The following is a 24,063-nucleotide window of genomic DNA, read 5'->3' as shown; positions in this document are numbered from 1 at the left end:
TGGCGGCTTTCCTCCGAAGGCTACGGGTGGGGTGAGGCGGGACGGGATGGCGCGGCAACGCCATTCCAGCGGGCCAGGATTTCGGCGACGGGCTGACCGGTCTCAGCGGCCTCGGCGGCGGCGGCCTTCCGCAGGCGCCAGCCAACCTTCATTTCCCGATACTTCTCGGTTCCGAGCCGGGATCGAAACCGGATGGCACGGGCGCGCTTCGCGGCACGGGTGCCAACGATGTCAACCGTACCTTCCTGTGTCTCGAACCGGTGCCCGCAGCCGTCACACTGGCGCCGGCGCCGGATCACGGTCGGGTCGTCCGCGTGAGGCCGGCTGTCCTTGACCCTCGTGTCGGCTTTGCACTTGGGGCAGATCATGCGGCTGCCCTCCGACCAGCGTTGAACACGTCGCACCAATCCGAGCCGAGGGTTTCGGGGATCTCGACGCGAACCCGGCCCGTGAAGACCGGCGGTTGCAGGCGCTTCGCCAGCGCATAGGCCGCAGCCTGCCCGGCGAACTTCTCGTCCGCGTCGCCGAAAATCACGACTTCCTCGACGCCGGGCGGTGGCTCCCACTTCACGAGCATGGTCGAGTTGAGCGAGGCCCACACCGGCACGCCGAACAGCGACGCGGCGGCGAAGGCGGTCTCGATGCCTTCCGCGATGCCGAGCACGGCGCCCGGCGGGAAGAGACGCACCGCAGCCCCATCAGGGATCGGGCCGGGCATCATGCGGCGCGGAGATTCTACGTCCGCTTTGCGCCCGTCCGCCGTCAGGTACGTGCGATGGATCTGAGCGCCGCTACCGTCCGGCGCCGCTACCCGCGCGATCATGCCGGGGTGAAACGACGGCGTGTCGTCCTGATAGCGAAGGCGCTCGACCGTGCGCAGGCATTCAGGCACGGACACGAGGCCAACCCGAGCCGCGAGGTAGCGGGAAACGGCATCACCCCGCTCAACGCGCCTGGAAGCCTGCCAGAGGGCTTCCAGGCTTTTCCGGGTGTCTGCCTCGTCCCGACCCTTCTTTGGCGCTGTAGGCTTAACCTCGCCAATCAGAGGGGCCATCCGCTCGGCTAGTTCCTTGAAGTCGATGCCGAGCACCTTCATGGCGAGGTCGATGCCGTTCCCGGCCCCGCAGTGATTGCAGATCCAGGTGCCGCGGCCTTCCAGATCATCGAAGCGGAAGCGGGTCTTGCCGCCGCAGATCGGACAGGGGCCGTTCTTGCGGCCAGACAGGAAGCGGCTGTCCACGCCCAGCATCGGCAGCAGACCGGCCCACCGGCCGCGTGCGCGCTCACTCAGCGGCGGCAGCATAGGTCGGCTCCTTGCGGCGATTGGCGAAGGCAATCTGTCGGGATTTGATCCATGACAGGATTTCAGGGGTCGGCTCCACGTCGGGAGCGAGCCGGTGGGCGTTCGGCCAGACGCCGAACATTTCCCTGAACTTGTGGGCGGCCCAACCCTCCCGTAGGCGCCGGCTCTTGGCGTAGTGGCGGAGTTGGCCGAACACGAACGCCTTCTCATCGGCCTTCGCCTTCTTCCGGCGAGGCGTCATCTCCACGAGTTGCCCGTCCTCGCAGACGATCTCGCTCTGACGCTCAGGCTTGAACCCGCAGGCCGGACACTTCGGCGTCTTGGCGGGCTTGAGGAAGTTGCAGGCGCTGCACTCCTTCGGGAGGGCCTCGGGCTTCTGCCGGGGCTCGGCCTTCTGCCGCTCGCGACCGTCGTCCAGCACGTCGTGGTGAATGTCGGTGACGAACCCCATCCGGAGCGTCGTGTCGCTGTGGTCGAGGATCAGGCAGTCCGTCTTGGGACCGTAAACCGGGTGATCTGAAGCGGTCCGGAGCCCCCTGCCGATGATCTGGCAGTTGCCGACAACCGTAACCTTCCCGCGCCGACGGGTGACGATGGTTCCGGTTTCAGTTTCGACACACCAGACCCGCTCAGCGGTTGCCGGAGCGGTCTCGACCTGCGGACGCGGCGAGCGATTGGCGGCAGCGTAGCCGCCGATATGGCGCCAATCCTGCGGCGTGATCGTGAGGAACCATATCGGGTTCTTCCTGGCTCCCAACTCAGAGCGAAGGTGGCCGGTAAACCCGTTGACTGCGGCTAGAGCCTGCAAGCGTTCCGCGAACAATGGCCGCGCCGAACAGATAGTCCACGAGCGCGGTGTCCAATCAACGCTTGGCGACTTCAGCTTGAAGCCGTCGCCGTCGTGAATGCCCTGCAACAGCGTCAGAAACTGGCTTCGCGACAGAGCCATGAGGGCCGGCGCGAAGTCCTTGTCGAGGAACGGCAGCAGATGCCGGTAGCCAGTGACGCCAGCGACCTCCTTGTAGGTTCGCTTGGTCGCTACCTGTCCGCGCCCCAGGTTGCCGTGCCCCTTGGGTTTCCCAGCCGAGATATCGAAGCGCCACCGAGTGTGACGCTCTTGCACGGCAGCGCCCTCATCTGGCGACGCTACCCGGCTCTTCGTGTAGCCGATGCCGCAACCGACAAGACAAGCCTCGATCCGCTCGATGATCTCGGGATGCCGCTCCGATTGTGAGATGCTGCCAGCGGTCGCTGTCCACGTCCCATCGGTCATCATCATGCCGATGAAATACAGCTCGGCGTCGGTGAGCGGCACGCCTGGCTGCCGGATCGTGACAGCGGTCGGCACTTTCACGCCGCCTTTCACGGGCAGCATTTCTGCCGCAGTAGCAATCCGGTAGCCGGGCTCTTTCTCGTGGGCTCCACGGAAGATCATCCGGTGCTGATCGGTCACGCGGAAGTTGGCGCGAGGGGACTGATAGGAAACCCACGCTTCCAGCGGGTCCATGTCACGCTCAACGACAGCCTTGACAGGAGACCACTGCCCCTCCCCCGTCACGAGATCGGCCAGCGTGGCAACGCAATCGCCTTCGCGCACGTCGCCCATTCCACGCCAGCCGTGCGAGGTCAGCACCTCAGTCTCGCTGTCGAGGCAATACAGCATCTCGGATTTAGTCGGCCGGGCGAGCACGATGCAACGCACGTCCAGATCCACGCCCGTCGTCAGACACCCGACGCTGGCAATCACCTTCGTCTCGCCGGCCGTGAAACGCTTGAAGATCGCCTCTCGCTCGGCCGCCTGCGTGAAGGCGTCGATGTAGCCGCAATTGATGCCGGCCTTCTCGAACTCGCCTTGAAGGTGCTTGGCGTGGGCGCGATCGACGGCGAAGACGAAGGTGGGCCGGTTCTCGCCGCGCTGGCGCCATGTCGTCACGACGTCGGCCACGAGCGCGGGCTTATTCATCGCCTCGCTAAGGTCGCCCTCGTGGTAGTCACCCGCCACGGTGCGGACGCCGCCGAGATCGGGATGCGAAGGCGCGTAGACCCGGAACGGCGAGAGGTATCCGGCCTCGATCAGCTCGGCGGTCGTCGTGACCTGGATCAGGTCGTCGTAGTGCTTGCCGAGACCGCGCGTCCAAGGCGTGGCGGACAGGCCGATGAAGGGCACCTTCTGCCACGTCTCGGCGGCCATCCACTTGCCGAGCATTTCAAAAAAAACGTGCGCCTCGTCCACGACCACGACGTCGAAGGGCGGGATCGCGCGGCGCTGTAGGGTCTGGATCGACGCCACCTGAACCGGCGCCTCCGGTCGCGTCATGGGGTGCTGCCCCTGAATGACGCCGATGTCGGTGATGCCCTCGGCCCAAAACGAGCGCACCGTCTGGTCGATGAGGCTGATCGCGGGGACCACGAACAGCACCCGCTTGCCCTTGGCGCGGGCGCCTTTGACGATCTCGCCAGCGCAGCGGGTCTTACCGGCGCCGGTCGGGAGGAACAGCAGCGGGCGGCGGAAGCCTGCCTTGAGCGATGAGCGCAGTCCGTCGATCGCCTTGATCTGGTGGGGGCGCAGCTCCCGGCTCATCGGGCGCCCCCATCGGTGAGGACGCATCCACTGAACTCGTCGTCTTCCGAGCCGTGGGGATCAGGGGGACCGAAGGCGTACTCAGCGAACGGGTCGGCGCCTGCCGCAAGCCACGGGTCCTCGTACAGTGCTACATCCTGAACCCTCTCTTCACGGCTAGGATATAGGTTCCTTTGGTTTCCTGTTAGGTTCTTTCCCCGGCACGACGTGCCGCTAACCTGTCCTTCATATGCCGCTAACCCGTCCTTAATATGCCGGTAAGCTCCTTTGTTAATACCGGCATCTGGTGCCGCAAAGGGGTCCTCGTCAGCGGCCTCATCGACCGCTTCCATCAGGTCGAAGTCGTGTTCAACGTTCAGAGTGATGAGGTCCGAAGCCCGGCCGCCGTGACCATTGCCCCGGTGCTGCCGAGCAATGACGCCAGCGGCCTCCATCTCGGCGAGAACGAGGCGCACCGTGCGAACAGCAAGCCCCGTGTCAGTCGCAAGCGTTGCCTGCGACGGCCAGCATTTGCTGTCCTTATCGGCGCGATCGGCAAGAGCGTTGAGGACGATGCGGCACGTCGTGCGGACACGCTGGCGCTTGGCCCATTTCATGGCGGCGACGCTCATTGCTCGCCTCCCTTCATGGAAGCGGCCACGAGATCGTCGGCCGTTCGATATGCCACCTCAGCGGCATAGGGCAGGCTCGCCGCCTGCGAGACGGTCGAGGCGCCGTAGCGGATCAGGTTTTCGCCGAACTCCACCACATGCCGGAAGTCGCCGGAGCCCCTGGCGCGTCGCACGAGATCATCGCGCAGCGCTCGCAGAGCTTCGTTCGCGGCTCGGTAGAGAGCAGGGTCGGCGTTTAGCCTAGGCATGACATCGGACATGACGAAGCCGTTCCGAGAAGCGCTGGCGCGCTCGGTTACAGAGAGGCGGTGACGGACGGGAAGGCGCGTCAGGTCACGGCGGCGCACGGATCTGCGCCTTCTCCTTCGGCTTCAGGTGATCTCGGAAAGTCGTGGCCTCGCTGTCGTGGCGAGGCATGAGGCGCGTCAGGAAGCGCGCGGTGTCGGCGTGAGCCTTGGCGCGCACACGATTGCGTCGCTCGGCTTCCTTGGTGCCCTCGGCGTCGCTGGCGCGGCCCTGGTTGGCTTCGTAGCGGGCATGAGCCGCAAGGCCGTCAGCGAGGTCGGAGCAGCTTCTGGCGCTGTTCTCGTTCCACTCAACAAGGCGCTCTAGGCGCTGCAATTCGGAGAATGTGAGTGGGGCGGTCATGCTGCCTCCGATCGACGGACGTACGTATCCCTCGACGGCAGACCCCAAGCCCGCACTAGATCGCGCACGTCATCGACGGATCGCGCGACAGCGACCTTGAACCCGGCCAGTTTCAGCCGGTCATGTACGTCGTGCTGAACATCGGAGAGACGGCCAGCAGGGGTCTTCACCTCGATGAACCAAGCCGTGGGGTTCTCGTCTTCCGCCTGCCCGTACACCGCGAGGTCGGGCCAGCCGGCCACGGCGCCCATCGACTTCTCACGAGCGCCAGCAACCGCCGACCGAGGCTTGTTCGCGGTGGATTGGACGATGAAGCCTGCGGGCAGCACGTGCCGCAAATATCTGACGATCGCGCGCTGAATGTCGTCTTCGTCAGACGTGCGCGGCGCAGTGAGGCGAAAGGCCCTCGTCATCACTGACGCGTCCGGCAATAGGCGGCAAGCCCATCACACCAGCCACCGAGCACCTTGCCGGCCCAAAGCCAGAAGGCTTCGCCCGCCACCCAAAAGCTCTGACGCCAACCGCGCCCCGTGTTCGTTGAACGCATATTCAGAGCCTCGCCAGCATGGCTTCACGAGCGGCAATTTCAGCTTTGAGGGTCGCGGCACGCTCGTCGCGGCGGGCTTGGTCGAGCCAAGCGGGCGGCGACGTGAAGGCGGTCGCGAGGAAGTCAGGGCCGTAGGCAGACACGAGCCGGGCGAAGTGGACGACGCTTGGCGCCGAGCCGCGGTCAAGCCACTTCTGAACGGTGCCAGCCGGGACACCGCTATCGGCGGCCACGTTGTCGGCGGTCTTGATGGGGTGCTGTCGGCGCAGGAACGCGATCACGCGCTCTCCGACATTTGTCCGAGCGGCGGAGTCAGTTTGCCGAGAACGAACGGGCTTCTGACTCGCGGCGGCAGCAGTGTGTCTCATGGCTTTCCCCGATGCTGTGAGCATCGAGGACGGGGCCACAGAGCCCTCAGAGGGCCAGCCGATGGAACCCGCTACTGCGAGAGAGGAGGACGGCGACATTTCAGGGACACCCGGTCTGGCGGATCGGGAACGCAAGGCACGACGTGAGATCGATCGGACGGCGGCAACCGAGCCGGTCGAGGAAGGCGCCAAAGGTCCGGCAAGACCGATGGCGAAGGGACCGAACGACCAAGCCGGCAAGCGAGGTCGTCAGATGAATGCCCGGCTCGTGCGGATGCACGGCGGGCTGGTGATTGAGGGTGGGCGATGAAGCGAGCCGCATCACGCAGCCTCGCCCGAGCGATGCCAGACCGAGCCGCGAGAAAGCGGGCCTACTGGCAAGCAGTCCGCCGCGAACTGCGACAGGCGCAGGCCACCCTTGGCTTCGCAGCCCTGGCCGAGCCGCATCCGCGCTTCCTGGCGATGCATCCGTATTGGGCGCAGCTGGCAGGCGAGGATGAGTTTTGAGAGAGGGGTCATGCCTGCCCCCTCGGGGCCAAATCGAACCAGAGGGAGACGAGAAAGACGCTCCCATTGGCAGCCAGCGACAGCCCCAGCGAAGCATCGTCGGTCGCCGCGAGCATGCCGGCCGCCATCAAGGCAGCGAGCGCATTAAACACGGTCAAGTATCGCCAGAACGCGATCATGTACGCACCTCGGCGAGGGCGCGATTGCAGGCCGCGAACAGTCGCTCGTCACGAAGAGCACGACGACGTAGCCCCGCGATGGACTCCGAGATGTAATGCCTCACCGTCGTCCACGACCGGCCTTCGTTGCGAGCTATCCCGCGAACGGAGACGCCCGCGTCGGCCGCAGCCTGCCAGCGTCTGACGTCTTGGTTCGAGACCCACCGAACGGCCATCTCAGCGCCCCACCAGCAGGAGGGCGAAGCCGACAGCCAGAAGCGAGCCGGGAATGGCGATGACGATGCCGTGCTCTTCGCGCTCGAAGCCGCCGACGACAGCGGCACGCTGAGCAAACAGAGCGGCAAGGGATGCAAACCACAGCGATGCGAGATCCATCACCGGCTCCAATGCATCTGAGGGAAAAGATCGCCGCGCTTGGCTGCCGCTACTGCGAGCCCGCCACAGACGGCGAAGGTCGCCAGAACGAGAGCGAGGGCGAAGCTGCCGATGACGCAGCAGAGGCGGAGATCGCGCGGGCTCATGCCGCAACTCCGTTCGCCACAGACGCAGCGGGCTGTTCTGACAGAGTGATGGTGCGCCCACGGCCCGGCGAAAGGCTCAGATGACCACGACTGACGAGGCCATGGACGAGACGGTGGACGCCCGACTTGCTGAGCACGCCGATGCTGTCGCCGATCTCTTGGTAGCTCGGGGCGCAGCCGTGCTCGGCAAGGTAGCCGCTGATGTAATCAAGCACGCGCCGCTGTTGCGGAGTGATGCCGACTTTCGTCTCACACGCGACGGCGCCAGCATATTTCGGCCGAGCCTTCGTGCGCTCAAGGTTGCGCCTGAGCACGTAAGCCGGTCGGTTGTTGAACTTCAGATCGCCCCAAGTCGGGATGTGATCGACCCCAACGCCGCGCGACCGCTCAACGAACGCAGCGAACTCACCGCGCAGCACGAACCACTCGCCATGCTCGCGGTAGGAACGGAACCGCTCATGCAGAGCGTGCTCGTCAACCTGAGAGCCGGGCCAGCATGCGATCAGGCGCGTCAGAACAGGGCTGTGAAGGCGCGTCGCCTGGAAGCGGTCACGCACCTTCTGAGCGACGCCGATCTTCACGAGGCCGTTGGCCGCTTCGATCAGGTAGATGAATGTGGGGGTTGTGCTCATGCCGCCTCCGCAGGGGCTGGGATGAACGAGGCCGCACTGACCGGCTTGTCGTGCTTGATGGCGTACCCGAGGAGCTTGCTGACGTGCTTCTGAGGGATGAAGCCTCCCGTGCCGCCCTTCGAGCGGGGACGCATCCAGTTCGAGACGCGCGTCCGATGGACACCGACAATCTCGGCGACTTTGGATGGCCCTCCGAGGGCCCTGACTATCGAGGCAGCCGGTTCCATGCGCCGCTTGTAGCGCATATCGCTACGAGTTTGCAAGCGGGTGTAGCGAACTTAGTCACGGACGCGCGTCGCGATACGCGCTACGCCGAACCTATGTTACAGGAGTGGGTCACAGACGCGCTAAAGCACTCGAAGCTCTCGCAGGCAGAGCTTGCGAGGCGGCTAACTGCTCATTTGCACCGCGCTATTGATCGTGCCGCCGTCAACAAAATGACGCTCGGCAAGCGAGCTGTAGCGGGCGACGAAATGATTGCTATCGAGGAGATCACGGGCTTCCCGGCTCCTCTTGAGAATGCCGACGGCCTCGTAAAAGTCCCCATGCTGGATAGCCTCGTGAGCGCCAGCAATCTGTCGGCGCGCGAAGCTGTGAAGGCCGAGGACGTTGAGCGATACATCGCCGCGAGCGATCTTCCGCCTGGAGACTGGATTGCCCTATCCGTCGAGGGCGATAGCATGGATCTCGTATCCCCGCCTGGGTCGGTCATCTTCGTCAATCGTGCTGATACTCGGCTGATCGACGGCGGCTTCTATGTGGTCGCGGCGGATGGCGACCATGGCACCACATACAAGCGCTATCGGTCCAGGCCGGAGCACTTTGCCCCCTACAGCACTAATCGGGATCACGGGCCGGTTCTTGTGGATGGCCCCTTTCGCGTAGTGGGCCGGGTTTATCGCACCATGCTCGACATCGGCCCGAGCGCCGGGCGTCGCGGAAAATAATTGTAGCGTTCTTCGCTACGCGGGATTGACGGGACGTAGCGCCTATCGCTACAACGGTTTCATCGCAGCGACGCGATGGAGCCGCCCCGATGACCCGCCGCCAGATCAGCAACCTCACCTTCCGGTCGGCGCTCCAGGCTGATCGCATCAGCGGCGACGCTCGCAAGGTCGCCATCGCGGCGTTCAACGCCAAGAAGCTCGCCGAGGCTCAGGCCCGCGATGCTGCCCGCGCCGCTCTGACGGCCGCCAAGGCTTCTCCCCTCTTCGTCTCTGGCTCGTTCGACCGCGCCGCAGTGATGCGGCTTGCCCACGCTCGCGCCAAGCAGTCCCGCGCCGCCGGCAATACGGCTCGTTGGGCCGACCTGATCCGCTCCAGCCTGCTCAATGCCTGGAGCGAAGCCCGCGCTCAGCGCCGCTCGGCCGCGCACTGATCCCCTTCCCCTCCCCGCCTACCGAACCGGAGCAGCCGCCGTGCTTCACCCTTCTGCGCCTCCCGAGCCGCCTGCTCTGACTGAGCGCGCCAACGCCGCCTTCTTCCTCTCGCTGATCCCGGCCTGCGCCGTGGTCGTGATCGTCTGCCTCTTTCATCTCGGAGTTCTCTAATGGCTGGTCAGCATACCCCTGGCCCGTGGGCGTTTGAGGATCCGCTAGGACCGGAAATCTTGTCGATCGTCGTCGGCAAGGAGCCGTACGACTGGCGGCACGTCGCCCAGATCTCGGCGGATGGGGACGAGATCCCGAAGGCGCAGGCCAAACGCAATGCTCGTCTGATTGCTGCCGCCCCGGATCTGCTGGAGGCGCTGCGGGCTGTGGTCCGCGTCGCCGATCGGAAGACTGCGGAATTTGATTTGGCCCGAGCGGCCATCGCCAAAGCTCTCGGCGAGGAGGCTTGATCCATGGCCTCCGCCGACATCCTCCGCGCCGCGCGCGCTCGGATTGAAGATCCGAAGAATTGGCTCCGTGGCGGTCTGGCTGCTGACGCTACCGGTTGGGCAGTCCAGCCCTGGTGGGGAGACGCCGTGTGCTGGTGCGCTGTCGGCGCCGTCCGGGCAGATCGGGCACAGTATGACGCCAATGACCTTGAACAGGCCGAAGCAACGCTGCGGTCGGCCTCATACGAACTGTTCAGTCGTCCGGCACCGGATACGAACGACGATCTCGGCCACGCCGCCGTCATGCAGATGTACGACGCCGCCATTGCTGCCGCAGAGGCGGAGGCGGGACGATGACCGGCCTCGCTCTCAAGACCTCTGCGGTCGCGTTCTACGACTTCCGCACCGTCGTCGGTGAAATGGCTGACGACGCGGTTCGCCGGATCAATCAGCGCCTCGTTTGCGGCGCCAGTTGGTCGAGAGACGGCGGCACTGCCGAGATCACGGTTTCCGAGGCGGACGCCCGGCAACTGCTCGACACCATCCCAGCTCGGCCTGAAACACGCGAGGTTCTGGCCGAGATCGCCAAGAAGCTGGCGTCGCCCAAACCGACCGTTCGCTTCATCGTCCGCCAGCGCACCGCCCTGTCTTTCAACGTGGTGCGCGAGATGACCGGCCTCGATGTGGTGCCGGTCGAGGAAGAGGCCACGTTCGGCCCCTTCGAAGGCGAGGACGCGGCCAACGAGTTCGCGGACAACGCTGCGGCTCGGTTCAGCCAGCGCTACCCGACCTTCAAGGTCGAAATCGTCCGGTATCCGAAACTCGGTCGCCGGCCGGGGCAAGCCTACGCCGAGCATCCAGGCCGAGCCGCGAACGATGAGCAGCGCCTGACGCCCGCCGACTGCCTTGAGCCCCGCCTGCCTGCTGTCGGGAGCTTCTGGTGACGATCGCCTCGCTCTCCCTCGCCAGCATCCTTGGCATCATCGCCATTCGTCATCTCAGCGAATGGCTCTCCCGCCGCGACAACGAGCGCGACGGCATCCCTCCCTCGTTCATCACCTACGGAGACGAGCCGTGAGCACCTACGACGGTTCACCCGTGTTCGACCGCTCGCTCCGAGCCGCGCACGACACGGAAGTCCTGCTGAGCACCTTCGTCGGCTCGATGAAGCACGAGGCCCGGCACGCCGAGCCGTCTGCCGATCGCGCCGCAGAGCTTGAGCACGTCGCGACCCTGCTTCGCGCCCATGCCGTGACGCTGACGACGCTCGCGGCCCGGCTTTCCCCCACCGTTGAGACGAGGAGCGCCGCTTGATGGGCGAGATCGCACGCACCCACGACGATGCGCCGTCCGTCCCGGCCCAGGCCGGTGAGACGACCGCCATCATCAGCATGATCGAGCGGGCGGTGCGCGACCCGTCCGTGGACATTGATAAGCTTGAGCGGCTGATGTCCATGCAGGAGCGCGTGGCTCTGCGCAGCGCCGAGATGGCCTTTAACGCGGCGATGCAGGCCGCGCAGGCCGAGATGCCTCAGGTCTACCGCGATGCCAAGAACGAGCAGACCCGCTCGCGCTACGCCCGGCTTGAGAGCATCAGCGCCGCCATCCGCCCTGTCATCACGCAGCACGGCTTCTCGCTCTCCTACGGCACGGATACCTCGCCGCTGAAGGACCACTACCGCGTCACGTGCGTGGTGGCTCACGCGGCCGGCTTCTCGCGCACCTACTTCGCCGACATCCCGACCGATGCCAACGGGATGAAGGGCAACCAGAACAAGACGGCGACGCACGCCTTCGGCTCCACGATGAGCTACGGCCGCCGCTACCTGCTGCTGATGGTCTTCGACATCGCTCTCACGAACGATGACGACGATGGCCAATCGGCTGGCGGCTACAACGCGCGCCGCCAGCCTATGACCGGCGGCGACGTCATCACCGACGAGCAGGCTTCGCAGATCCGCGCCCTAGCCACGGAAGTCGGCGCCGACATCGGCCGCTTCCTGAACTACTTCAAGGCCGAGAGCATCCCCGACATCCCGGCCGCTCGCTACGCCGAAGCCGTCCGCCTCCTCGAAGCCAAGAGGGGGCGCCAGTGACCGACCTCGACCTGGTCCAGGGCAGCGATGCGTGGCTTGAGGCCCGCGTCGGCAGCCTAGGCGCCTCGCGCATCGCCGAGGCTGTCGCCCGCACGAAGACCGGTTGGGGCGCCTCCCGTGCCAACCTGATGGCCGAGATGGTTGCTGAGCGGCTGACCGGCACGCCGGCCGATCGCTTCACCAATGCCGCCATGCAGTGGGGCACGGAGAAGGAGCCGGAGGCCCGCGCCGCCTATGAGTTCCTGACCGACGTGGACGTGGCTCTCGTCGGCATCGTGCGACATCCGACGATCGCCGGCACGCACGCCAGCCCTGACGGCTTGGTCGGGGATGACGGGTTGGTCGAGATCAAGGCCCCCAACAGCGCAACGCACATCGACACGTTGCTCGGGCAAAAGGTGCCTGAGAAGTACGTCCTGCAAATGAACTGGCAGATGGCCTGCACGGGCCGCCGCTGGTGCGACTTCGCCTCCTACGATCCGCGACTGCCCGAGGCAATGCGTCTGTTCGTGAAGAGGGTCGAGCGCGACGACGCTCTGATTGCGACGCTTGAGAAGGACATCGCCGCCTTCCTCGCCGAGCTTGAGGAGAAGGTCGCCAGCCTGCGGGCGCTCTACGGCGGCGAGGAGCGCGCGGCAGCATGACCGCACTCCCCTGCCACGATCTCCGCTCTGACGTCCACGAGGTGCTGGACGACATCTGGCTCAACGCTGTCGAGACCGGCGGCTATCGCGGAAGCCAACTCACTTGGCTGCGCGGTCACAGCGGCGGCGCCCGCAAGAGCGCCCGGCAGCGGGTCTACGCTTGGCTCGCCGAGCAGATGTGGCTCCTCCCCGATGAGTGCCACGTCCGCTGCTTCACCTTCGACCAATGCATGGAGGCGATCTGCCTCCTCCACGGAACGACCTACGCCGAGATCCGGGCGTGGGCACGTCAGCGGGAGAACGCCCGCGCCTTCCATGACCGATACGAGCGGAGGCTTGCGGCATGACCGACCTCTTCGACCACATCCCCACCCGCGACCCTGAGACGATCCCCTTCGTCCGCGGCTCGGAAACCTCCAAGCAGGCGGCCGAGAGCATCCGTCACATCCTCCCGCATCTGGAGCGGGTGGTGTTCGACGCGATCAAGTCGCGCGGCCAGCACGGGGCAACCTGTGAGGAATGCGAGACGGCGACGGGCCTGCCGCATCAGACAGCGAGCGCCCGAATTCGTGGCCTCGCGATCAAGGGCGCCATCGCTCTGAGCGGCGCTAAGCGGCGCACGCGGTCGGGGCGGCATGCCGGAGTTTATACGGCCCGTTGGGAGCGCGCGGAATGAGCGCCCGTCACGTCCTCACGCTCGCCAATGAGACCGTTCGTGCCCGCGCTATCCGCTGGATACAGGGCCTGCCGGTCGGCACCAAAGTCGAGTTTAAGCCGCCGTCGCGCTCGCTCGATCAGAACGCCAAGCTCTGGGCCTGTCTGACGGACGTATCCCGTCAGGTCGAATGGTACGGCCAGCAACTCACGCCCGAAGAATGGAAGGACGTGTTCACCGCGTCTCTCCGCAAGGCGAAGGTCGTCCCCGGCTTGGATGCCGGCTCCTTCGTGGTGCTCGGTCTCCGCACGTCGAAGCTGACGAAAGCCGAGTTCTCGGACCTGATTGAACTCATAGCGTGCTTCGGCGCCGAGCGTGGCGTCGTCTTCTCTTCTGACCAGTTGGAGGACGCGGCATGAACTTCAAACATGGGGGACGCCGCACGTCGGAATACGGCATCTGGCTCGGCATCAAATCGCGGTGCCTGCTGAAGACGAATAAAGCGTACGGAAATTACGGCGGTCGAGGCATCTCCATCTGCGATCGGTGGATGGATTTCGCCAGCTTCCTAGAAGACATGGGACCGCGCCCGTCCAAGGGGCACTCGGTCGAGCGCCGGGACAACAACGGCGGATACAACCCCGCCAACTGCTTCTGGGCAACGCGGACAGAGCAGAACAGAAACAAGAAGGACAACGCTCTCCTTACCGTCGATGGCGAAACCCTCCCCGTCAGCGCATGGGCCGAGAGGTGCGGACTGAAGTACGGGACGCTGCACCAGCGCCTGCGCCAGGGCTGGACGCCTGAGCAAGCCGTCAAGACGCCGAAAGTGACTGCGCGGAAGGGCGTAAAGCGCGGCCTCAGCTTTCGTACGGCCGGCGCCGAGCATGGCGTCGTTTGGAGCGAGCCGGCCGTTCGCAATGAGCGGGAGGCCGCGTGATGGGTGAAGTCTTCCAGCGCCCCCGCGTCGAGCCAGAAGAGCGGCAGGCTTTCACGACCACATTCGAGCGCGACGTGCTCCGCCGCTTCGTCGTCTGTGCTCAGTGCGGCGAGCGGATGCGCAAGCGGTCTGAGTACCAGCTTGACCACGAGATTCCACGTGAAATCGGCGGCAAGCATGCCGTCGAGAACGTCCGGCCTCTCTGCATCGAGTGCCACAAAGCCAAAACCGCCTTGGACGCCAAGGTGATCGCCAAGGCCAAGCGCCTTGCTGGCGAAACCTGCACTGGCCCGAGCCGCCGTCCGATGAAGTCGGGCCGCCCCCTCCCCGGCACCAAAGCCTCCGGTCTCAAGCGCCGCATGAACGGCACCGTTGAGCGCCGCAACCCGCACGGAGAAGCCTGATGAACGTCGATTACGTTCCTGTCGCTAATCTGACGACCGCCGCCGAGATGATCGCTCGGCAGAAGGAAATCCGGCGTCGGCAGGAGGAGGCAAGCCGCAAGCTTAAGGCGCTTCAGCCGAAGCCCGTTCTGGTCGAGGCGGAGCAGGAGCCGGCAGAAACAGCGCCGCCGCCGGCTGCCCTTCCGCAGGGATCGTCTGACCTGCGCGACGCGCTCGCACGCCTGCCGAGATCAATCATTCGCCGGGTGGCTGCTCAGCACGGAGTGACCTTTGACGACATCGTGGGCGAGGATCGCTCCGTTCAGTTCGTCACGGCTCGGCATGCCGCAATTCGAGCCGTGAGAGAGGCGCATCCGACCTTCAGCATCAAGCGGCTTGGACGCATCTTCGGCGGGCGCGATCCGTCTTCGATCCGCAATGCGCTCGGACTGAACCCGAGGCCACGAAGCGCCAATCGGCAAAAGTCCGGAGTGGTTTGCGCCGAAGCGCCTGCGCCAATGCAAATCATTGAGGACACGTCTCGGAAGTACAGCGTGTCCCCGCATGATGTCATCGGTCGGTGCTACGTTGAAGCAGTTAGTCTCGCTCGCCACGAAGCTGTTGCGAACATTCGCGCGGCTCATCCCGAGATGACTGCGCGTCAGATCGGGAATCTTTTCGACGGCCGATCTGACAACTTCGTCGCCCATTGTCTCGCCTACATGAGAAGGGCCGCCTAATGACCCTCACCTCCGAGACACGAGCGCCTGTGAGGGCGAGACCTGTCCGCCTTCAACTGAGCCGGAAGAAGGGGTTTGACCTTCAGGCGCATAGCCGGGCGGTGAACGGGCTGCCGGCGGTCAACGTCGCGCGGCCGAGCCGGTGGGGCAATCCTTACAAGGAGGGCGTTACGCCGGGGAACTATGCCTCGTGGTTCCGCGCCGACGTCGCGCGGGAGATGGCTTCCCCTCAACCGACCGAGGACCATCCGTGGAGCCGGCACCTTCACGCCATCGGCCGTGATGTGCGGCAACTCGCGGGCCGCAACCTCGCATGCTGGTGCGCCCTCGATGCGCCCTGCCATGCCGACGTGCTGCTCGAACTCGCCAACGGGCCGAGCTGCGAAGCCCTCCCCGCCAACGAAAGCCAGAACGAGGGGGCTGCGGACAGCGGCTCCGTGAAGGAGCGCGCGTGATGGCCGAGACCACCAACATCGAGTGGGCGGACCGGACGTGGTCGCCCTGGATCGGCTGCACCAAGATCAGCCCGGCGTGCGACGGCTGTTATGCCGAGCACCTGATGGATACCCGCATGGGCCGGGTCGAGTGGGGTCCGCACGGCGAGCGCTCGCGGACCAGCGCCGGCTATTGGCGGAAGCCGCTGGCATGGGACCGCGAGGCGAAAGCTGCCGGCAAGACGATCACTGTCTTCCCGAGCCTGTGCGACCCCTTCGACAACCGGGCCGACCCGGCTGTGCGCCGCGATTGGTTCGACCTGATCCGGGCGACGCCGAACCTGCTCTGGCTGCTGCTGACGAAGCGCCCGCAGAACGCGGTCGAGATGTCGGAAGCGGCCGGCGGGCTGCCGGGCAACGTCGCCCTCGGCGCCACGTGCGAGGATCAAAAGCGGACCAATAAGAACGTCCCGGCCCTTCTCGTGGCGAAGCACACCCTCGGCGCCAAGATCGCGTTCCTATCCTGCGAACCTCTCCTCGGCCCGATCGATCTGACCTCCATCTCGACCATGTGGTTTCGCGGCGCGGAGGTGCTGAACGGACTGACGGGTGAGCTTTCCGGCATGTTCGGTGATCCGTGCGGGACACGGTTGCCCGGATTGGACTGGATCATCACGGGCGGAGAGACCGACCAGGGCCAACATCGGGCCCGGCCGACGAACCCGCAGTGGTTCCGAGATATCCGCGACCAGTGCTCCGCGGCTGGGGTGCCGTACCTCCACAAGCAGAACGGTGAGTGGGCCTCCGTCAGCGAGGTCGAGGGACCGGGCGAGATCTACACCTTCCCCGATGGCCGCAATGTCCGTCGCGTCGGCAAGCGCAAGGCTGGCCGCACACTCGACGGCACAACGCACGACGGTTTCCCGACCCCTGGCGGTCTCGCTGAAGGGGGGCGGTGAGATGGCCGTGAAGCGCCCTGATCTGTTCGACGTGCTGGAAGTGGTTCGGGAGAAGCCCGGCTGCCAGAGCTACGTTTATCGCAACATGCTCGTGATGAAGGGGCACAGCGACTTCACGACAGCGCTCGTGCTGGCCCGCCTGCGGATGCTTGAACACCTCGGCAAGGTCCGTCTCGCCGGCAACAGCCGCTTCCCGCCCTACGCCTGGGACACCACCGCGGACACGAGCGCTCCGCCGACGTGGGTCACCATGCCCGTGGCCCGGAAGCCCGTCACGCCAAAATCCCGCACCCTCACCCCCGGAGCCTAACCCCATGTCTATCCCAGCACAGGGCGCGGTAGGCGCTGAGACGATGACGATCGATCACGAGTTCAAGTCGCACCCAGATGTGTTCTGGCCTGCGGCTCGGGGCGAGAAGACCTTTGAGTATCGCCGCGACGACCGAGGCGGCTACGAGGTCGGGCAGACGGTCCGCCTGCGCTGCTACGACCCAGATCACGGATACCACGGCAACCCGCCGCTCGACCGCCGCATCACCAACATCCTTCGCGGCGGCGAGTTCGAGCTTCCGATGGGCTACTGCATCCTGTCGCTGGCGCCTCTCGCCTCACCCCGTGCGGACAGTGACGAGCGGACGGCGGGGGGCTGGCGCAAGGTCATGCGCGACCTGATCGCTGAGCACGACAAGCACGCATGCCTTCACGAGGAGACGCACCGCGGCGGCGCAATCTGGACGATCTGCGATCACTGCGGGCGGAAATGGGCCGACGACGAAGGCGGCTTTCAGCCATACGAGGAGCCGGCAGCCGTGACTGCGGCTTGGGCTCTCCTGAAGTGCGAGGACGCCACCCCCGCCCAGCCGGCAGGGGCCGTGCCGGATGGCCTGCGGGCGCTGAGCGAAGCGGCGTCAAAGGGACGGTTCAAGGTCGTTAGGGGCCTCCACGACTACGCCGTGGTTCCCGAAGCAAGGGAACAGAAAGGGCCGCTCAACTCAGCGGACGCCGACTTCGCGGCAGCCTCGGCGAACCATATCCGAGACATTCTCGCCTCCCATCCGGCCGGGCAGAGCGCCGGGTCGGGGGCGGAGACCGATGCGCTCGTTGATCGGTTTTCGGCGGCCCTGAAGGTGAAACTGCGCGCGGCCGAGGCTAAGTATGGCTGGAAGAACGGGTGGCTCAAGAGTAACTGGCAGGTGGAGTGCCAGAACGGTCTCCTACGCCACGTCGGCAAGGGCGACCCGCTCGACGTGGCAGCCTACGCAGCGTTTTGCTGGCATCACGGATGGCCATCTGCATCAAGGCGATCAACTGACTTCGTTACTGGCGCCGTTATACCGACAGCAGGTGCCATTGCGGCGTACGAAACGCGCTACCCAGAAGGCTCGCTTTCGGAAACCAGCGACAACGCCATTGAGGCTTGGAACCGGGTCGCAGCCGCTGTCTGCCTCGCCGAGAAGCCCGCTCCCGACAGCACCCGCACGGATCAGGTTGGGGTAGCTGTTGAACAAGCCGTCGCGAAGGCGGCAGAGCGGGCCGTGGAGCAGCTTGAGAACGCTGCCTCTGGCGGCCTCTTCCATTGCGAGGCTGACCGAGAGGAAGCCGTCGAGATCGTCACAGAAGCGATCTGGACCTCGCCCCTCGCCGCCCGCCCGGCAGCCCCGGAAGCGCAAGGGGCGGACGATCTGGCCGAGCGTCTGCGCCGCGAGATCGGCGAGATCCGCACCATGGCGGCCGATCCGGAGAACAAGGCGGCGTTCTGCGAACTGACGGTCGTTGCCGACAATCTCGAAGCGCTTCTGCCCGCTCCCCCGTCCTCCGGTCAGGGAGGGCGCTGATATGGCCGGCGGTGGCAAGCTGATCGAAATCCTCCCGATGCGTCTTGAGGGCGGCAAGGACGTGTTGCGCCTCTGGGTCATCTCGACCAACGCGGGCGGCCCTGGCGTCCACGACGAGACGTGTGTCTATGCCGAGCCGCAGGACAGTCTGCCGGCCCTCGGCGACACGATCTGGTGGGGCGGCGGTCGCTGGATCATGTTCGACAACGACCGTCAGCAGATGACGAAGGTCGGCTACTCGTTCGCAGCACCGGGGAGACGCCAATGACGCCCGCCGCCACCCCCGAGGCGCTGGCTGAGGCGCTGGCCGAGTTCCAGCGCCGAAACGGCTACCACAGACCCGAGATCGAAGAGCTTCTGGTGGAGTTCGGCGAGCTTGTCCTTGCCACCGCCACCGCCGAAGCAGCCGGCCTCCGGGCCGAGGTGGAGGCGAAGGACAGGGCGCTTGCGAGCCTCGCCGACAACGAGACGCTGTTGCTGCGCGCCGCCAACCTGATCGACTGCGGCACGGCCAAGCACTGCGAATATTTCTTCCACAGCAAGCGGGTGTCGGGCCGGCATGTGCCGGCGCAGTGCGCCCGCGAGACCGAAGAAGGGCGCGGCTGCCTCGCCGACGATGCCACCAGCTTGCGCATCCTGTCCGGCAAGCTCCGAGAGGCCACCGCGCTCGCCCGCGCGGCCACGGCAAGGGAGGGGTAGAGCCATGGCTACCGCAACCGCTCTGCTCGCAGCCATCGGCTTGGCGACGCTCGCCTACGTGTTTCTGACGCTATCCAGATGGCGATCTGACGCCAGCACGCCCGGATCGGTCATCGTGGTCGCTGGGCTGACGATGTGCCTGCTGGCGCTGCTCCTCTCAATCGTCTCCGGCGTCCTCGCCTGGGCTCCGTCACAAGCCTCCACCCCTGCGCTCAATTGTGAGGAGGCCGACCGTGGCTGATCTGGAAACGATGAAGGGGCTGATGCTCCGCGCGCAGGAGGCTAAGGAGGCCGACCGCGCCTTGGATGAGGCGATCATGGCCGCGTTCTACGTCCGCGACCGACGGTACATCGGCGCTCACGACTACTACACGGACGAGCGGCTGGACGACGACGTGTGGATTGATCCCCGCACCGACAAGTTCGTCACCAACCAAGCCTGCCGGTTCACGTCGGAAGCCGAGGCCGTCAAGCGACTGATCGGGTTCCTGCCGGGCGGCTACCAGATCAGCACCATGACGCCAGATCCGACGCGGGGAGGGCTGGCGGGCCGGGCGTGGGCGAAGATCAACCCGTGGGTCGGGAATGATGCCGGCTGGCGCGTCGGCTCACGCGATTGCTCTGCGCCTACCGTGGCGCTCGCTCTGACGACCGCAGCACTGATGCTCCACGTCGCCGCCCTCATCGCTCAGGCCGAACAGGAGGCTCGCTCCCATGGCGCCTGACAAGAGCCTCGCCGCCGAGATCGAGGCGGGATTGAGCAGCGACGCACGCCAAGTCGCCGCCGCATGGTTCGGCGGCATGAAGATCGGCGGCACGAGCCACCTCCGCTTCGCCATGGTGGAGCACCGCCCCTCGCCGCGGGCGCAGGCCGGTTTGGACGAACTGGTGTCGGCCGGGATCATCTCGCGAGAGAACGAGCAGTCAGGTGCCGTCACCTATCGTCCGCTCGTCTGCTGCCGGCATCATCTCGCCTGGGCGTTCGAGCAGCAGGATAGCATCGACAGCTTCCGGCTCGTGGACCGGATCGAGCCCGGCAAGCGCCCGAAGAAGCGGGCTGGGACGATCACGCTCGCCGTCCTCGCCGAACAGGAGAAGTGCGATGCGTAGGCTGACGGACGCGCAGCAGTGGGCGTTGCTGGCTATCGCAGAGGGCCACGGGTCAAGCCCGGCCGCTCTCGGCCAGAGAATGATGAAACGGCCGGGCGTCGAAGAGCGGCGCAAGGGCGGCAACCGTAACAGCCCCCAAGGGCTCGGCCGCATTGGCGGGACGATGATGACCCGCTTGCGGCAGGGTGGGCTTGTGGCTCTCTCCAGCGGCGTCGGCCGCAATTGGCATGCGACCCGCGCGACGCTCACCCCGAAGGGCCGCGCCGCCCTTGCCCCCAACACGACAGGGAGAACGGATCGTGCCTAGGGAGAGGGGTGGATCTATGCCGAACTGGCCCCGGCTGATGAAGCCGACCCTTGCCGCAAGCTATTGCAGCATGTCGGTCGGCGCCTTCAAATCGCGTTGCCCGGTCGCTCCCGTGGACTTCGGCGACAAGCGCTTGGAGGTCTACGACATCCGCGATCTGGACGAGTGGATCGAGACCCGCAAGAAATCGGCTGGCGGCCTAACCAGCGTCACCGACGCCCTTGCGGAGTTCAAGCGTGCGAACCGTCGCTCCCGTGAAGCATCTTAAACGTTACCGCGACAGGCACGGCAAGCTGCGGCTGTACCATCGGCCGAGCGGCACGCCCATCGCCTCGGTCTACGGCACGCCCGAGTTCTTCCAAGAGCTTGAGCGCCTGAACGCGAAGACGGCTCGGCAGGCGGCCAAGCCCAAAGGCACGTTGCTGATGGTGTGGGAGGCGTACAAGAAGCCGGCCTTCCTCACGCTCGCTCCTGCGACGCAGAAGGGCTACGAAAAGTATTTCAAGCTCCTGGCGCCCTTTCACAACACGCCCGTTCGCGAGATCACGTCAGCGACCGTCTCCGAGATCCGAGACCACCTCTTCGTCACGAAGGGGCGGCGCACAGCCAACTACGTGATGGCGGTGCTGTCCGTCGTCTTCGCCTTCGCCGTCGAGAAGCGCTACGCGCACACGAACCCGGTGAAGGAGGTCAAGCGCGTCCGCAAGCCGAAGAAGGCTCCGCGCGCCAATCGTCCTTGGACAGCCGGCGAGTGCCGCGCTGTGATTGATCGTGCGCCGCCGCATCTGCGCTTGCCGCTGGCGATGTGCATGTTCACCGGCATGCGGAAGCGCGACGCCCTCACGCTGACAGCCGCCGCAATCGACAAGGCGGGGCGGCTGACGTTCGAGACATCGAAGACGGACGAGATGGTGTCGGTGATGCCGCATCCGCTCCTCAAGGAAGCGCTGGCTCGCCGCCCGCACCCGAACGCCAAGACGCTCGCCGTAACCATGGAAGGCCAGCCGTGGACCAGCTCGGGCTTCGACACGGTATGGAGCCGCTTTAAGGCTGGCCTGGAGAAAGAAGGGCTCGTTGAAAAGGGTCTGACGATCCACGGGTTGCGGCACACGGTGGGCGGACTGTTGGCAGACGCTGGCTGCGACCCTGACACGATCCGGCGGGTGCTCGGGCAGAAGACCCTTCACATGGCCCTGCTGTACTCGGAGCGGGCTAAGCGGGCGCGCGACACCCATGCCGCGATGGCCGATTTCGACCCCTTCAGGTTAGACAATTTTGGAGAAATCGAAATGCCGACAATCGACGGTTAGACACTTCCAAAGCGTGCTAAGTCGTTGTAGTATCTGATTTGGGTAGGCGACTGTTAATCGCTTTGTCGCAGGTTCGAGTCCTGCTCGGGGAGCCAATTCTTTCAAGCACTTAGCTAGAACTCGACGAGAGCGTGTTACCGCGCCTGTTACCGTCGTTGTTCTCGGGGTGTTTTCAGCCTGCGGGCTTCGTCTTCCGCCGCGCCGTTCGTAGCTCGGCCACGCGGCCCGACTGAACTACCGATCCGCGATTATAAAGCATCGTCGTCGACATCTGCGTGTGCGTCGCGGTGCGCATCACGTCGGCCGGCGCTGCGCCCGCTTCGAACGCCTCGCTGACCGCCCCTGCCCTGCTGTCCATGTTCCAGATGCCGTCGGGCCAACCGGAGGCTCGGGCGATCTCGCGGAACGTCCGGCTGAAATGCGAGCGCCTCCAGGGCAGTCCGGATCGTTCATCGATGACCAGGGGCCCGACGCCGCGGGGCGGCAGTTCCGCGAGCAGTTCGGGGTAGTGGCTGAGATCGTGCTCGGCGACCTCGTTGCCGTTCGACTTCGACGTCGGCTTGCGCAGGATCGTCCCGTCAATGTGGTTCCAGACGAGCCCCCAATCCCAGACCCATGCGCCGTCCGTGATGGCCCCGGCGATTCGGGCTCGTGCGTCCGCATCAGGGCGGTCCCACTCTCCGATCACGTCCTTCTGTCGAAGCCCTAGCTCGAACTGGAGCGTCACCGCGAGCGCGATGCTCGGCCGGCCCGCTTCATGGGCGGCGGCACGAAGCGCGACGATCATCTCGTGGCTCGGGCGGAGCTTGCGGGCGCGCGGCTGCCGGAACGTCGTCTTCGACAGCACGGTCGCCAACTCGATCGCGTCTCGGTCCCGCAACTCGCAGCCGTAGTTCACGACCCGGCGGAGCGTCTGGATGCAGGCATAGGCGCCGCGCTCGCCGAGATCGTCCATCCAGGCGCGGTGCCAGCGCCGCACGTCGCGGCCGATGATGTCGGCCATGTGCTCGTCGCCGGCCGCCTCGACGAGGTGGCGGATGTATTTGCAGTAGAAGACGCGCGTGTCGCGACGGCGCTCATGGATCGGCGAATCGGGGTCTGTCTCGAAGGCACGGCAGATCCAGCCGATAGTGCCGAGAGCGAACGCGTTCCGGCCTGGCTCGCGGCCGGCGGCCCACTCCAACATCTCGGCCTGCAGGATCGCGCAACGCGACGCGATCTCCTGCGACGGCCAGTCTCCGAACAGGCGAACCGTCTTCGGCGTGAACCCCTTGGCCACGAGCTTCTCGTCGGCCACCCAATAAAGATCGACGCGCCCGTTGTGGCGCTTCATCCGCTTAAGACCGGGCGCGTGCAACTCGTGCTCCGCTGGCATGGCCACCTTCCTCCCTCCGGCCCTGCTGCCGGGTGGAGGCATGGTCGCCGGTATGGTGGTAGCGGTCCAGAAATTCCCGGACGGCCGGCCAGTACCGACCGCCCATCATCGGATCGATCTTCGGCAGGCCGCTGCGCTCGAGCACGGCGGCGAGCCCACCCCACGCCTTGGCGCGCTTTGGGCCGAGCACGACTCGCGCGAGTTCGGTCTCGTCGGGGTACAGGCAGGATGGCTCCTGGGCCGGAGCCGAGGTGCGGACGCTACCCACGGGGACCTCGTGCGGTGGTGCTGGTGGATGGGGTCAGGGCGAGCGCCGCGCGCAGCATCTCCGCCGACCGGCGGTAGCGCAGTTCGTGCTCGGGTGAGGCGGCCGTAAAGCTACGCGACGGGTCGAGGTTGTCCTCGTTGTCGCTGAGCTTCACGATCATCGCGAGCCGGTCGCCGCTGGCGATGATGCCGGCGACGCACTCGAGATACGGCTTGCCCAGCGGTCGGGTGAGCAGTTGGACAGCCTGCACGACAGCCGGATCGAAACCGGCGTCGAGAAGATCGTCGGCGGTGGTGTCGGTGTCCTCGATCGTGTCGTGCAGCCATCCGACCTGCTGACACCATTCGGCGTGCTGGATCGGCAGTCCCATCGCCTCGGCGTGCGCGCGGGCGCGAGCTGCGACCCGGCCGAGATGCCCGGAGTATGGCGCGCCGCCCTTGTCGATCTGCCCGGCGTGGGCGCGGCGAGCGAAGATCTCGGCGGCGAGCGTTGGCCAATCAGCCACGGGCGCCTCCATCCTGCTGCGATAGCGCGGCATCGGGCGCGCGCCGGATCCAGGGTTGCCGACGGTCCGGACCGGGGCGCATTTCGT

At 65.8% G+C, this 24,063-nt stretch carries 44 protein-coding genes; 27 read left to right on the top strand and 17 right to left on the bottom strand.

Features of this window, described 5'->3' with window-relative positions:
• Positions 1-20: 20 nt before the first annotated feature.
• From HNR01_RS28015 to HNR01_RS08455, 14 genes are all read right to left on the bottom strand, one after another.
• The gene (locus HNR01_RS28015) at positions 21-368 is read right to left on the bottom strand and encodes an NrdR family transcriptional regulator (RefSeq protein WP_183667391.1); all 348 of its coding nucleotides are present in this window, start codon (positions 366-368) and stop codon (positions 21-23) included.
• Complete coding sequence (locus HNR01_RS08515) at positions 365-1,303, bottom strand: DUF7146 domain-containing protein (protein ID WP_183667390.1); 939 nt, start codon at positions 1,301-1,303, stop codon at positions 365-367. The genes HNR01_RS28015 and HNR01_RS08515 overlap by 4 nt, the downstream gene beginning before the upstream one ends.
• Complete coding sequence (locus HNR01_RS08510; protein ID WP_183667389.1) at positions 1,284-3,884, bottom strand: DEAD/DEAH box helicase; 2,601 nt, start codon at positions 3,882-3,884, stop codon at positions 1,284-1,286. Before HNR01_RS08510 ends, HNR01_RS08515 begins: the two co-directional genes overlap by 20 nt.
• Complete coding sequence (locus tag HNR01_RS08505) at positions 3,881-4,495, bottom strand: helix-turn-helix domain-containing protein (RefSeq protein WP_183667388.1); 615 nt, start codon at positions 4,493-4,495, stop codon at positions 3,881-3,883. The genes HNR01_RS08510 and HNR01_RS08505 overlap by 4 nt, the downstream gene beginning before the upstream one ends.
• A complete protein-coding gene (locus HNR01_RS08500) occupies positions 4,492-4,755 on the bottom strand; it encodes a hypothetical protein (protein WP_183667387.1) in 264 nt (87 codons plus the stop codon). The genes HNR01_RS08505 and HNR01_RS08500 overlap by 4 nt, the downstream gene beginning before the upstream one ends.
• 73 nt (positions 4,756-4,828) lie before the next feature.
• On the bottom strand, positions 4,829-5,143 hold the full coding sequence (locus HNR01_RS08495) for a hypothetical protein (RefSeq protein ID WP_183667386.1): 315 nt from the start codon (positions 5,141-5,143) through the stop codon (positions 4,829-4,831).
• Positions 5,140-5,556, bottom strand: coding sequence for a VRR-NUC domain-containing protein (locus HNR01_RS08490; protein ID WP_183667385.1), 417 nt, complete (start codon positions 5,554-5,556; stop codon positions 5,140-5,142). Before HNR01_RS08490 ends, HNR01_RS08495 begins: the two co-directional genes overlap by 4 nt.
• A 136-nt stretch (positions 5,557-5,692) precedes the next feature.
• On the bottom strand, positions 5,693-5,971 hold the full coding sequence (locus tag HNR01_RS08485; RefSeq protein WP_183667384.1) for a hypothetical protein: 279 nt from the start codon (positions 5,969-5,971) through the stop codon (positions 5,693-5,695).
• A 408-nt stretch (positions 5,972-6,379) separates the two neighbouring features.
• Positions 6,380-6,577 carry a hypothetical protein gene (locus tag HNR01_RS08480; protein WP_183667383.1) on the bottom strand — a complete coding sequence of 66 codons (198 nt, stop codon included), beginning with the start codon at positions 6,575-6,577 and terminating at the stop codon, positions 6,380-6,382.
• Entirely contained in the window at positions 6,574-6,744 is a 171-nt protein-coding gene (locus tag HNR01_RS08475; protein ID WP_183667382.1) for a hypothetical protein, read from the bottom strand. The genes HNR01_RS08480 and HNR01_RS08475 overlap by 4 nt, the downstream gene beginning before the upstream one ends.
• A gap of 216 nt (positions 6,745-6,960) precedes the next feature.
• On the bottom strand, positions 6,961-7,119 hold the full coding sequence (locus tag HNR01_RS08470) for a hypothetical protein (RefSeq protein ID WP_183667381.1): 159 nt from the start codon (positions 7,117-7,119) through the stop codon (positions 6,961-6,963).
• Positions 7,119-7,265: a hypothetical protein gene (locus HNR01_RS08465; RefSeq protein WP_183667380.1), complete on the bottom strand. Its 147-nt coding sequence runs from the start codon at positions 7,263-7,265 to the stop codon at positions 7,119-7,121. Before HNR01_RS08465 ends, HNR01_RS08470 begins: the two co-directional genes overlap by 1 nt.
• Positions 7,262-7,897 carry a LexA family protein gene (locus HNR01_RS08460; protein WP_183667379.1) on the bottom strand — a complete coding sequence of 212 codons (636 nt, stop codon included), beginning with the start codon at positions 7,895-7,897 and terminating at the stop codon, positions 7,262-7,264. Before HNR01_RS08460 ends, HNR01_RS08465 begins: the two co-directional genes overlap by 4 nt.
• Positions 7,894-8,031 carry a hypothetical protein gene (locus tag HNR01_RS08455; protein WP_183667378.1) on the bottom strand — a complete coding sequence of 46 codons (138 nt, stop codon included), beginning with the start codon at positions 8,029-8,031 and terminating at the stop codon, positions 7,894-7,896. Before HNR01_RS08455 ends, HNR01_RS08460 begins: the two co-directional genes overlap by 4 nt.
• A 21-nt stretch (positions 8,032-8,052) precedes the next feature.
• On the opposite strand from HNR01_RS08455, the gene HNR01_RS08450 reads away from it, so the two are divergent.
• From HNR01_RS08450 to HNR01_RS28010, 27 genes are all read left to right on the top strand, one after another.
• The gene (locus HNR01_RS08450; RefSeq protein WP_183667377.1) at positions 8,053-8,844 is read left to right on the top strand and encodes a S24 family peptidase; all 792 of its coding nucleotides are present in this window, start codon (positions 8,053-8,055) and stop codon (positions 8,842-8,844) included.
• Between the two features lie 89 nt (positions 8,845-8,933).
• A complete protein-coding gene (locus tag HNR01_RS08445; RefSeq protein WP_183667376.1) occupies positions 8,934-9,275 on the top strand; it encodes a hypothetical protein in 342 nt (113 codons plus the stop codon).
• 40 nt (positions 9,276-9,315) lie between these two features.
• A complete protein-coding gene (locus HNR01_RS27885) occupies positions 9,316-9,447 on the top strand; it encodes a hypothetical protein (protein ID WP_281384555.1) in 132 nt (43 codons plus the stop codon).
• Entirely contained in the window at positions 9,447-9,737 is a 291-nt protein-coding gene (locus tag HNR01_RS08440; protein WP_512698653.1) for an XkdD/Y8K6 family phage-associated protein, read from the top strand. Before HNR01_RS27885 ends, HNR01_RS08440 begins: the two co-directional genes overlap by 1 nt.
• A gap of 3 nt (positions 9,738-9,740) precedes the next feature.
• Positions 9,741-10,073: a DUF6197 family protein gene (locus tag HNR01_RS08435; protein ID WP_183667374.1), complete on the top strand. Its 333-nt coding sequence runs from the start codon at positions 9,741-9,743 to the stop codon at positions 10,071-10,073.
• Entirely contained in the window at positions 10,070-10,660 is a 591-nt protein-coding gene (locus HNR01_RS08430; RefSeq protein ID WP_183667373.1) for a hypothetical protein, read from the top strand. Before HNR01_RS08435 ends, HNR01_RS08430 begins: the two co-directional genes overlap by 4 nt.
• A complete protein-coding gene (locus tag HNR01_RS08425; RefSeq protein ID WP_183667372.1) occupies positions 10,657-10,794 on the top strand; it encodes a hypothetical protein in 138 nt (45 codons plus the stop codon). Before HNR01_RS08430 ends, HNR01_RS08425 begins: the two co-directional genes overlap by 4 nt.
• Entirely contained in the window at positions 10,791-11,030 is a 240-nt protein-coding gene (locus HNR01_RS08420) for a hypothetical protein (RefSeq protein WP_183667371.1), read from the top strand. The genes HNR01_RS08425 and HNR01_RS08420 overlap by 4 nt, the downstream gene beginning before the upstream one ends.
• Positions 11,030-11,812 carry an ERF family protein gene (locus HNR01_RS08415; protein WP_183667370.1) on the top strand — a complete coding sequence of 261 codons (783 nt, stop codon included), beginning with the start codon at positions 11,030-11,032 and terminating at the stop codon, positions 11,810-11,812. The genes HNR01_RS08420 and HNR01_RS08415 overlap by 1 nt, the downstream gene beginning before the upstream one ends.
• Positions 11,809-12,456, top strand: a complete 648-nt coding sequence (locus HNR01_RS08410) for a lambda-exonuclease family protein (RefSeq protein ID WP_183667369.1) — start codon at positions 11,809-11,811, stop codon at positions 12,454-12,456. Before HNR01_RS08415 ends, HNR01_RS08410 begins: the two co-directional genes overlap by 4 nt.
• Entirely contained in the window at positions 12,453-12,803 is a 351-nt protein-coding gene (locus HNR01_RS08405) for a hypothetical protein (RefSeq protein WP_183667368.1), read from the top strand. The genes HNR01_RS08410 and HNR01_RS08405 overlap by 4 nt, the downstream gene beginning before the upstream one ends.
• The gene (locus HNR01_RS08400) at positions 12,800-13,132 is read left to right on the top strand and encodes a hypothetical protein (protein ID WP_183667367.1); all 333 of its coding nucleotides are present in this window, start codon (positions 12,800-12,802) and stop codon (positions 13,130-13,132) included. The genes HNR01_RS08405 and HNR01_RS08400 overlap by 4 nt, the downstream gene beginning before the upstream one ends.
• Positions 13,129-13,530: a recombination protein NinB gene (locus HNR01_RS08395; protein ID WP_183667366.1), complete on the top strand. Its 402-nt coding sequence runs from the start codon at positions 13,129-13,131 to the stop codon at positions 13,528-13,530. Before HNR01_RS08400 ends, HNR01_RS08395 begins: the two co-directional genes overlap by 4 nt.
• A complete protein-coding gene (locus tag HNR01_RS08390; RefSeq protein ID WP_183667365.1) occupies positions 13,527-14,051 on the top strand; it encodes a hypothetical protein in 525 nt (174 codons plus the stop codon). Before HNR01_RS08395 ends, HNR01_RS08390 begins: the two co-directional genes overlap by 4 nt.
• Positions 14,051-14,455 carry an HNH endonuclease signature motif containing protein gene (locus tag HNR01_RS08385; protein WP_183667364.1) on the top strand — a complete coding sequence of 135 codons (405 nt, stop codon included), beginning with the start codon at positions 14,051-14,053 and terminating at the stop codon, positions 14,453-14,455. The genes HNR01_RS08390 and HNR01_RS08385 overlap by 1 nt, the downstream gene beginning before the upstream one ends.
• Entirely contained in the window at positions 14,455-15,174 is a 720-nt protein-coding gene (locus HNR01_RS08380) for a helix-turn-helix domain-containing protein (RefSeq protein ID WP_183667363.1), read from the top strand. Before HNR01_RS08385 ends, HNR01_RS08380 begins: the two co-directional genes overlap by 1 nt.
• Positions 15,174-15,629, top strand: a complete 456-nt coding sequence (locus tag HNR01_RS08375; RefSeq protein ID WP_183667362.1) for a DUF4326 domain-containing protein — start codon at positions 15,174-15,176, stop codon at positions 15,627-15,629. The genes HNR01_RS08380 and HNR01_RS08375 overlap by 1 nt, the downstream gene beginning before the upstream one ends.
• Positions 15,629-16,567 carry a DUF5131 family protein gene (locus HNR01_RS08370; RefSeq protein WP_153876869.1) on the top strand — a complete coding sequence of 313 codons (939 nt, stop codon included), beginning with the start codon at positions 15,629-15,631 and terminating at the stop codon, positions 16,565-16,567. Before HNR01_RS08375 ends, HNR01_RS08370 begins: the two co-directional genes overlap by 1 nt.
• 7 nt (positions 16,568-16,574) lie before the next feature.
• Positions 16,575-16,877 (top strand): hypothetical protein, encoded by a 303-nt coding sequence (locus HNR01_RS08365; RefSeq protein ID WP_183667361.1) that lies wholly within the window; start codon positions 16,575-16,577, stop codon positions 16,875-16,877.
• A 43-nt stretch (positions 16,878-16,920) separates the two neighbouring features.
• Positions 16,921-18,402, top strand: a complete 1,482-nt coding sequence (locus tag HNR01_RS08360; protein WP_183667360.1) for a DUF3850 domain-containing protein — start codon at positions 16,921-16,923, stop codon at positions 18,400-18,402.
• Position 18,403: 1 nt separating this feature from the next.
• Entirely contained in the window at positions 18,404-18,670 is a 267-nt protein-coding gene (locus tag HNR01_RS08355; protein ID WP_183667359.1) for a hypothetical protein, read from the top strand.
• A complete protein-coding gene (locus HNR01_RS08350) occupies positions 18,667-19,101 on the top strand; it encodes a hypothetical protein (protein WP_183667358.1) in 435 nt (144 codons plus the stop codon). The genes HNR01_RS08355 and HNR01_RS08350 overlap by 4 nt, the downstream gene beginning before the upstream one ends.
• Positions 19,102-19,105: 4 nt before the next feature.
• The gene (locus HNR01_RS08345; RefSeq protein ID WP_183667357.1) at positions 19,106-19,342 is read left to right on the top strand and encodes a hypothetical protein; all 237 of its coding nucleotides are present in this window, start codon (positions 19,106-19,108) and stop codon (positions 19,340-19,342) included.
• Entirely contained in the window at positions 19,335-19,826 is a 492-nt protein-coding gene (locus tag HNR01_RS08340) for a hypothetical protein (protein ID WP_183667356.1), read from the top strand. The genes HNR01_RS08345 and HNR01_RS08340 overlap by 8 nt, the downstream gene beginning before the upstream one ends.
• Positions 19,816-20,211, top strand: coding sequence for a hypothetical protein (locus tag HNR01_RS08335; RefSeq protein ID WP_183667355.1), 396 nt, complete (start codon positions 19,816-19,818; stop codon positions 20,209-20,211). Before HNR01_RS08340 ends, HNR01_RS08335 begins: the two co-directional genes overlap by 11 nt.
• A gap of 323 nt (positions 20,212-20,534) precedes the next feature.
• Positions 20,535-20,786 (top strand): hypothetical protein, encoded by a 252-nt coding sequence (locus HNR01_RS08330; RefSeq protein ID WP_210313111.1) that lies wholly within the window; start codon positions 20,535-20,537, stop codon positions 20,784-20,786.
• Entirely contained in the window at positions 20,755-21,828 is a 1,074-nt protein-coding gene (locus HNR01_RS28010; protein WP_183667353.1) for a tyrosine-type recombinase/integrase, read from the top strand. Before HNR01_RS08330 ends, HNR01_RS28010 begins: the two co-directional genes overlap by 32 nt.
• Before the next feature lie 172 nt (positions 21,829-22,000).
• Here HNR01_RS28010 and HNR01_RS08320 read toward each other — a convergent pair whose 3' ends face one another.
• From HNR01_RS08320 to HNR01_RS08310, 3 genes are read right to left on the bottom strand one after another with little or no spacing between them, the layout of a single operon-like run.
• Complete coding sequence (locus HNR01_RS08320; RefSeq protein WP_246417442.1) at positions 22,001-23,203, bottom strand: site-specific integrase; 1,203 nt, start codon at positions 23,201-23,203, stop codon at positions 22,001-22,003.
• Positions 23,166-23,471, bottom strand: a complete 306-nt coding sequence (locus tag HNR01_RS08315) for a hypothetical protein (RefSeq protein WP_309236243.1) — start codon at positions 23,469-23,471, stop codon at positions 23,166-23,168. Before HNR01_RS08315 ends, HNR01_RS08320 begins: the two co-directional genes overlap by 38 nt.
• Positions 23,464-24,009 (bottom strand): phosphohydrolase, encoded by a 546-nt coding sequence (locus HNR01_RS08310; RefSeq protein ID WP_183667352.1) that lies wholly within the window; start codon positions 24,007-24,009, stop codon positions 23,464-23,466. The genes HNR01_RS08315 and HNR01_RS08310 overlap by 8 nt, the downstream gene beginning before the upstream one ends.
• Positions 24,010-24,063 lie beyond the last annotated feature (54 nt).

This window comes from Methylorubrum rhodesianum (genome assembly GCF_014199985.1).
GTDB lineage: Bacteria > Pseudomonadota > Alphaproteobacteria > Rhizobiales > Beijerinckiaceae > Methylobacterium > Methylobacterium rhodesianum.
Note: the sequence above shows the minus strand (reverse complement) of the source record. Positions and strands in the feature narration are given on the sequence as shown.

What these genes read in the sequence shown, in the direction of transcription:
- HNR01_RS28015 (WP_183667391.1), bottom strand. Translation starts at nt 368, where the DNA reads ATGATCTGCCCCAAGTGCAAAGCCGACACGAGGGTCAAGGACAGCCGG.
- HNR01_RS08515 (WP_183667390.1), bottom strand. Translation starts at nt 1,303, where the DNA reads ATGCTGCCGCCGCTGAGTGAGCGCGCACGCGGCCGGTGGGCCGGTCTG.
- HNR01_RS08510 (WP_183667389.1), bottom strand. Translation starts at nt 3,884, where the DNA reads ATGAGCCGGGAGCTGCGCCCCCACCAGATCAAGGCGATCGACGGACTG.
- HNR01_RS08505 (WP_183667388.1), bottom strand. Translation starts at nt 4,495, where the DNA reads ATGAGCGTCGCCGCCATGAAATGGGCCAAGCGCCAGCGTGTCCGCACG.
- HNR01_RS08500 (WP_183667387.1), bottom strand. Translation starts at nt 4,755, where the DNA reads ATGTCCGATGTCATGCCTAGGCTAAACGCCGACCCTGCTCTCTACCGA.
- HNR01_RS08495 (WP_183667386.1), bottom strand. Translation starts at nt 5,143, where the DNA reads ATGACCGCCCCACTCACATTCTCCGAATTGCAGCGCCTAGAGCGCCTT.
- HNR01_RS08490 (WP_183667385.1), bottom strand. Translation starts at nt 5,556, where the DNA reads ATGACGAGGGCCTTTCGCCTCACTGCGCCGCGCACGTCTGACGAAGAC.
- HNR01_RS08480 (WP_183667383.1), bottom strand. Translation starts at nt 6,577, where the DNA reads ATGACCCCTCTCTCAAAACTCATCCTCGCCTGCCAGCTGCGCCCAATA.
- HNR01_RS08475 (WP_183667382.1), bottom strand. Translation starts at nt 6,744, where the DNA reads ATGATCGCGTTCTGGCGATACTTGACCGTGTTTAATGCGCTCGCTGCC.
- HNR01_RS08470 (WP_183667381.1), bottom strand. Translation starts at nt 7,119, where the DNA reads ATGGATCTCGCATCGCTGTGGTTTGCATCCCTTGCCGCTCTGTTTGCT.
- HNR01_RS08465 (WP_183667380.1), bottom strand. Translation starts at nt 7,265, where the DNA reads ATGAGCCCGCGCGATCTCCGCCTCTGCTGCGTCATCGGCAGCTTCGCC.
- HNR01_RS08460 (WP_183667379.1), bottom strand. Translation starts at nt 7,897, where the DNA reads ATGAGCACAACCCCCACATTCATCTACCTGATCGAAGCGGCCAACGGC.
- HNR01_RS08455 (WP_183667378.1), bottom strand. Translation starts at nt 8,031, where the DNA reads ATGCGTCCCCGCTCGAAGGGCGGCACGGGAGGCTTCATCCCTCAGAAG.
- HNR01_RS08450 (WP_183667377.1), top strand. Translation starts at nt 8,053, where the DNA reads ATGGACACCGACAATCTCGGCGACTTTGGATGGCCCTCCGAGGGCCCT.
- HNR01_RS08445 (WP_183667376.1), top strand. Translation starts at nt 8,934, where the DNA reads ATGACCCGCCGCCAGATCAGCAACCTCACCTTCCGGTCGGCGCTCCAG.
- HNR01_RS08440 (WP_512698653.1), top strand. Translation starts at nt 9,447, where the DNA reads ATGGCTGGTCAGCATACCCCTGGCCCGTGGGCGTTTGAGGATCCGCTA.
- HNR01_RS08435 (WP_183667374.1), top strand. Translation starts at nt 9,741, where the DNA reads ATGGCCTCCGCCGACATCCTCCGCGCCGCGCGCGCTCGGATTGAAGAT.
- HNR01_RS08430 (WP_183667373.1), top strand. Translation starts at nt 10,070, where the DNA reads ATGACCGGCCTCGCTCTCAAGACCTCTGCGGTCGCGTTCTACGACTTC.
- HNR01_RS08415 (WP_183667370.1), top strand. Translation starts at nt 11,030, where the DNA reads ATGGGCGAGATCGCACGCACCCACGACGATGCGCCGTCCGTCCCGGCC.
- HNR01_RS08405 (WP_183667368.1), top strand. Translation starts at nt 12,453, where the DNA reads ATGACCGCACTCCCCTGCCACGATCTCCGCTCTGACGTCCACGAGGTG.
- HNR01_RS08400 (WP_183667367.1), top strand. Translation starts at nt 12,800, where the DNA reads ATGACCGACCTCTTCGACCACATCCCCACCCGCGACCCTGAGACGATC.
- HNR01_RS08395 (WP_183667366.1), top strand. Translation starts at nt 13,129, where the DNA reads ATGAGCGCCCGTCACGTCCTCACGCTCGCCAATGAGACCGTTCGTGCC.
- HNR01_RS08390 (WP_183667365.1), top strand. Translation starts at nt 13,527, where the DNA reads ATGAACTTCAAACATGGGGGACGCCGCACGTCGGAATACGGCATCTGG.
- HNR01_RS08385 (WP_183667364.1), top strand. Translation starts at nt 14,051, where the DNA reads ATGGGTGAAGTCTTCCAGCGCCCCCGCGTCGAGCCAGAAGAGCGGCAG.
- HNR01_RS08380 (WP_183667363.1), top strand. Translation starts at nt 14,455, where the DNA reads ATGAACGTCGATTACGTTCCTGTCGCTAATCTGACGACCGCCGCCGAG.
- HNR01_RS08375 (WP_183667362.1), top strand. Translation starts at nt 15,174, where the DNA reads ATGACCCTCACCTCCGAGACACGAGCGCCTGTGAGGGCGAGACCTGTC.
- HNR01_RS08370 (WP_153876869.1), top strand. Translation starts at nt 15,629, where the DNA reads ATGGCCGAGACCACCAACATCGAGTGGGCGGACCGGACGTGGTCGCCC.
- HNR01_RS08360 (WP_183667360.1), top strand. Translation starts at nt 16,921, where the DNA reads ATGACGATCGATCACGAGTTCAAGTCGCACCCAGATGTGTTCTGGCCT.
- HNR01_RS08355 (WP_183667359.1), top strand. Translation starts at nt 18,404, where the DNA reads ATGGCCGGCGGTGGCAAGCTGATCGAAATCCTCCCGATGCGTCTTGAG.
- HNR01_RS08350 (WP_183667358.1), top strand. Translation starts at nt 18,667, where the DNA reads ATGACGCCCGCCGCCACCCCCGAGGCGCTGGCTGAGGCGCTGGCCGAG.
- HNR01_RS08345 (WP_183667357.1), top strand. Translation starts at nt 19,106, where the DNA reads ATGGCTACCGCAACCGCTCTGCTCGCAGCCATCGGCTTGGCGACGCTC.
- HNR01_RS08335 (WP_183667355.1), top strand. Translation starts at nt 19,816, where the DNA reads ATGGCGCCTGACAAGAGCCTCGCCGCCGAGATCGAGGCGGGATTGAGC.
- HNR01_RS08330 (WP_210313111.1), top strand. Translation starts at nt 20,535, where the DNA reads ATGCCGAACTGGCCCCGGCTGATGAAGCCGACCCTTGCCGCAAGCTAT.
- HNR01_RS08320 (WP_246417442.1), bottom strand. Translation starts at nt 23,203, where the DNA reads ATGCCAGCGGAGCACGAGTTGCACGCGCCCGGTCTTAAGCGGATGAAG.
- HNR01_RS08310 (WP_183667352.1), bottom strand. Translation starts at nt 24,009, where the DNA reads ATGCCGCGCTATCGCAGCAGGATGGAGGCGCCCGTGGCTGATTGGCCA.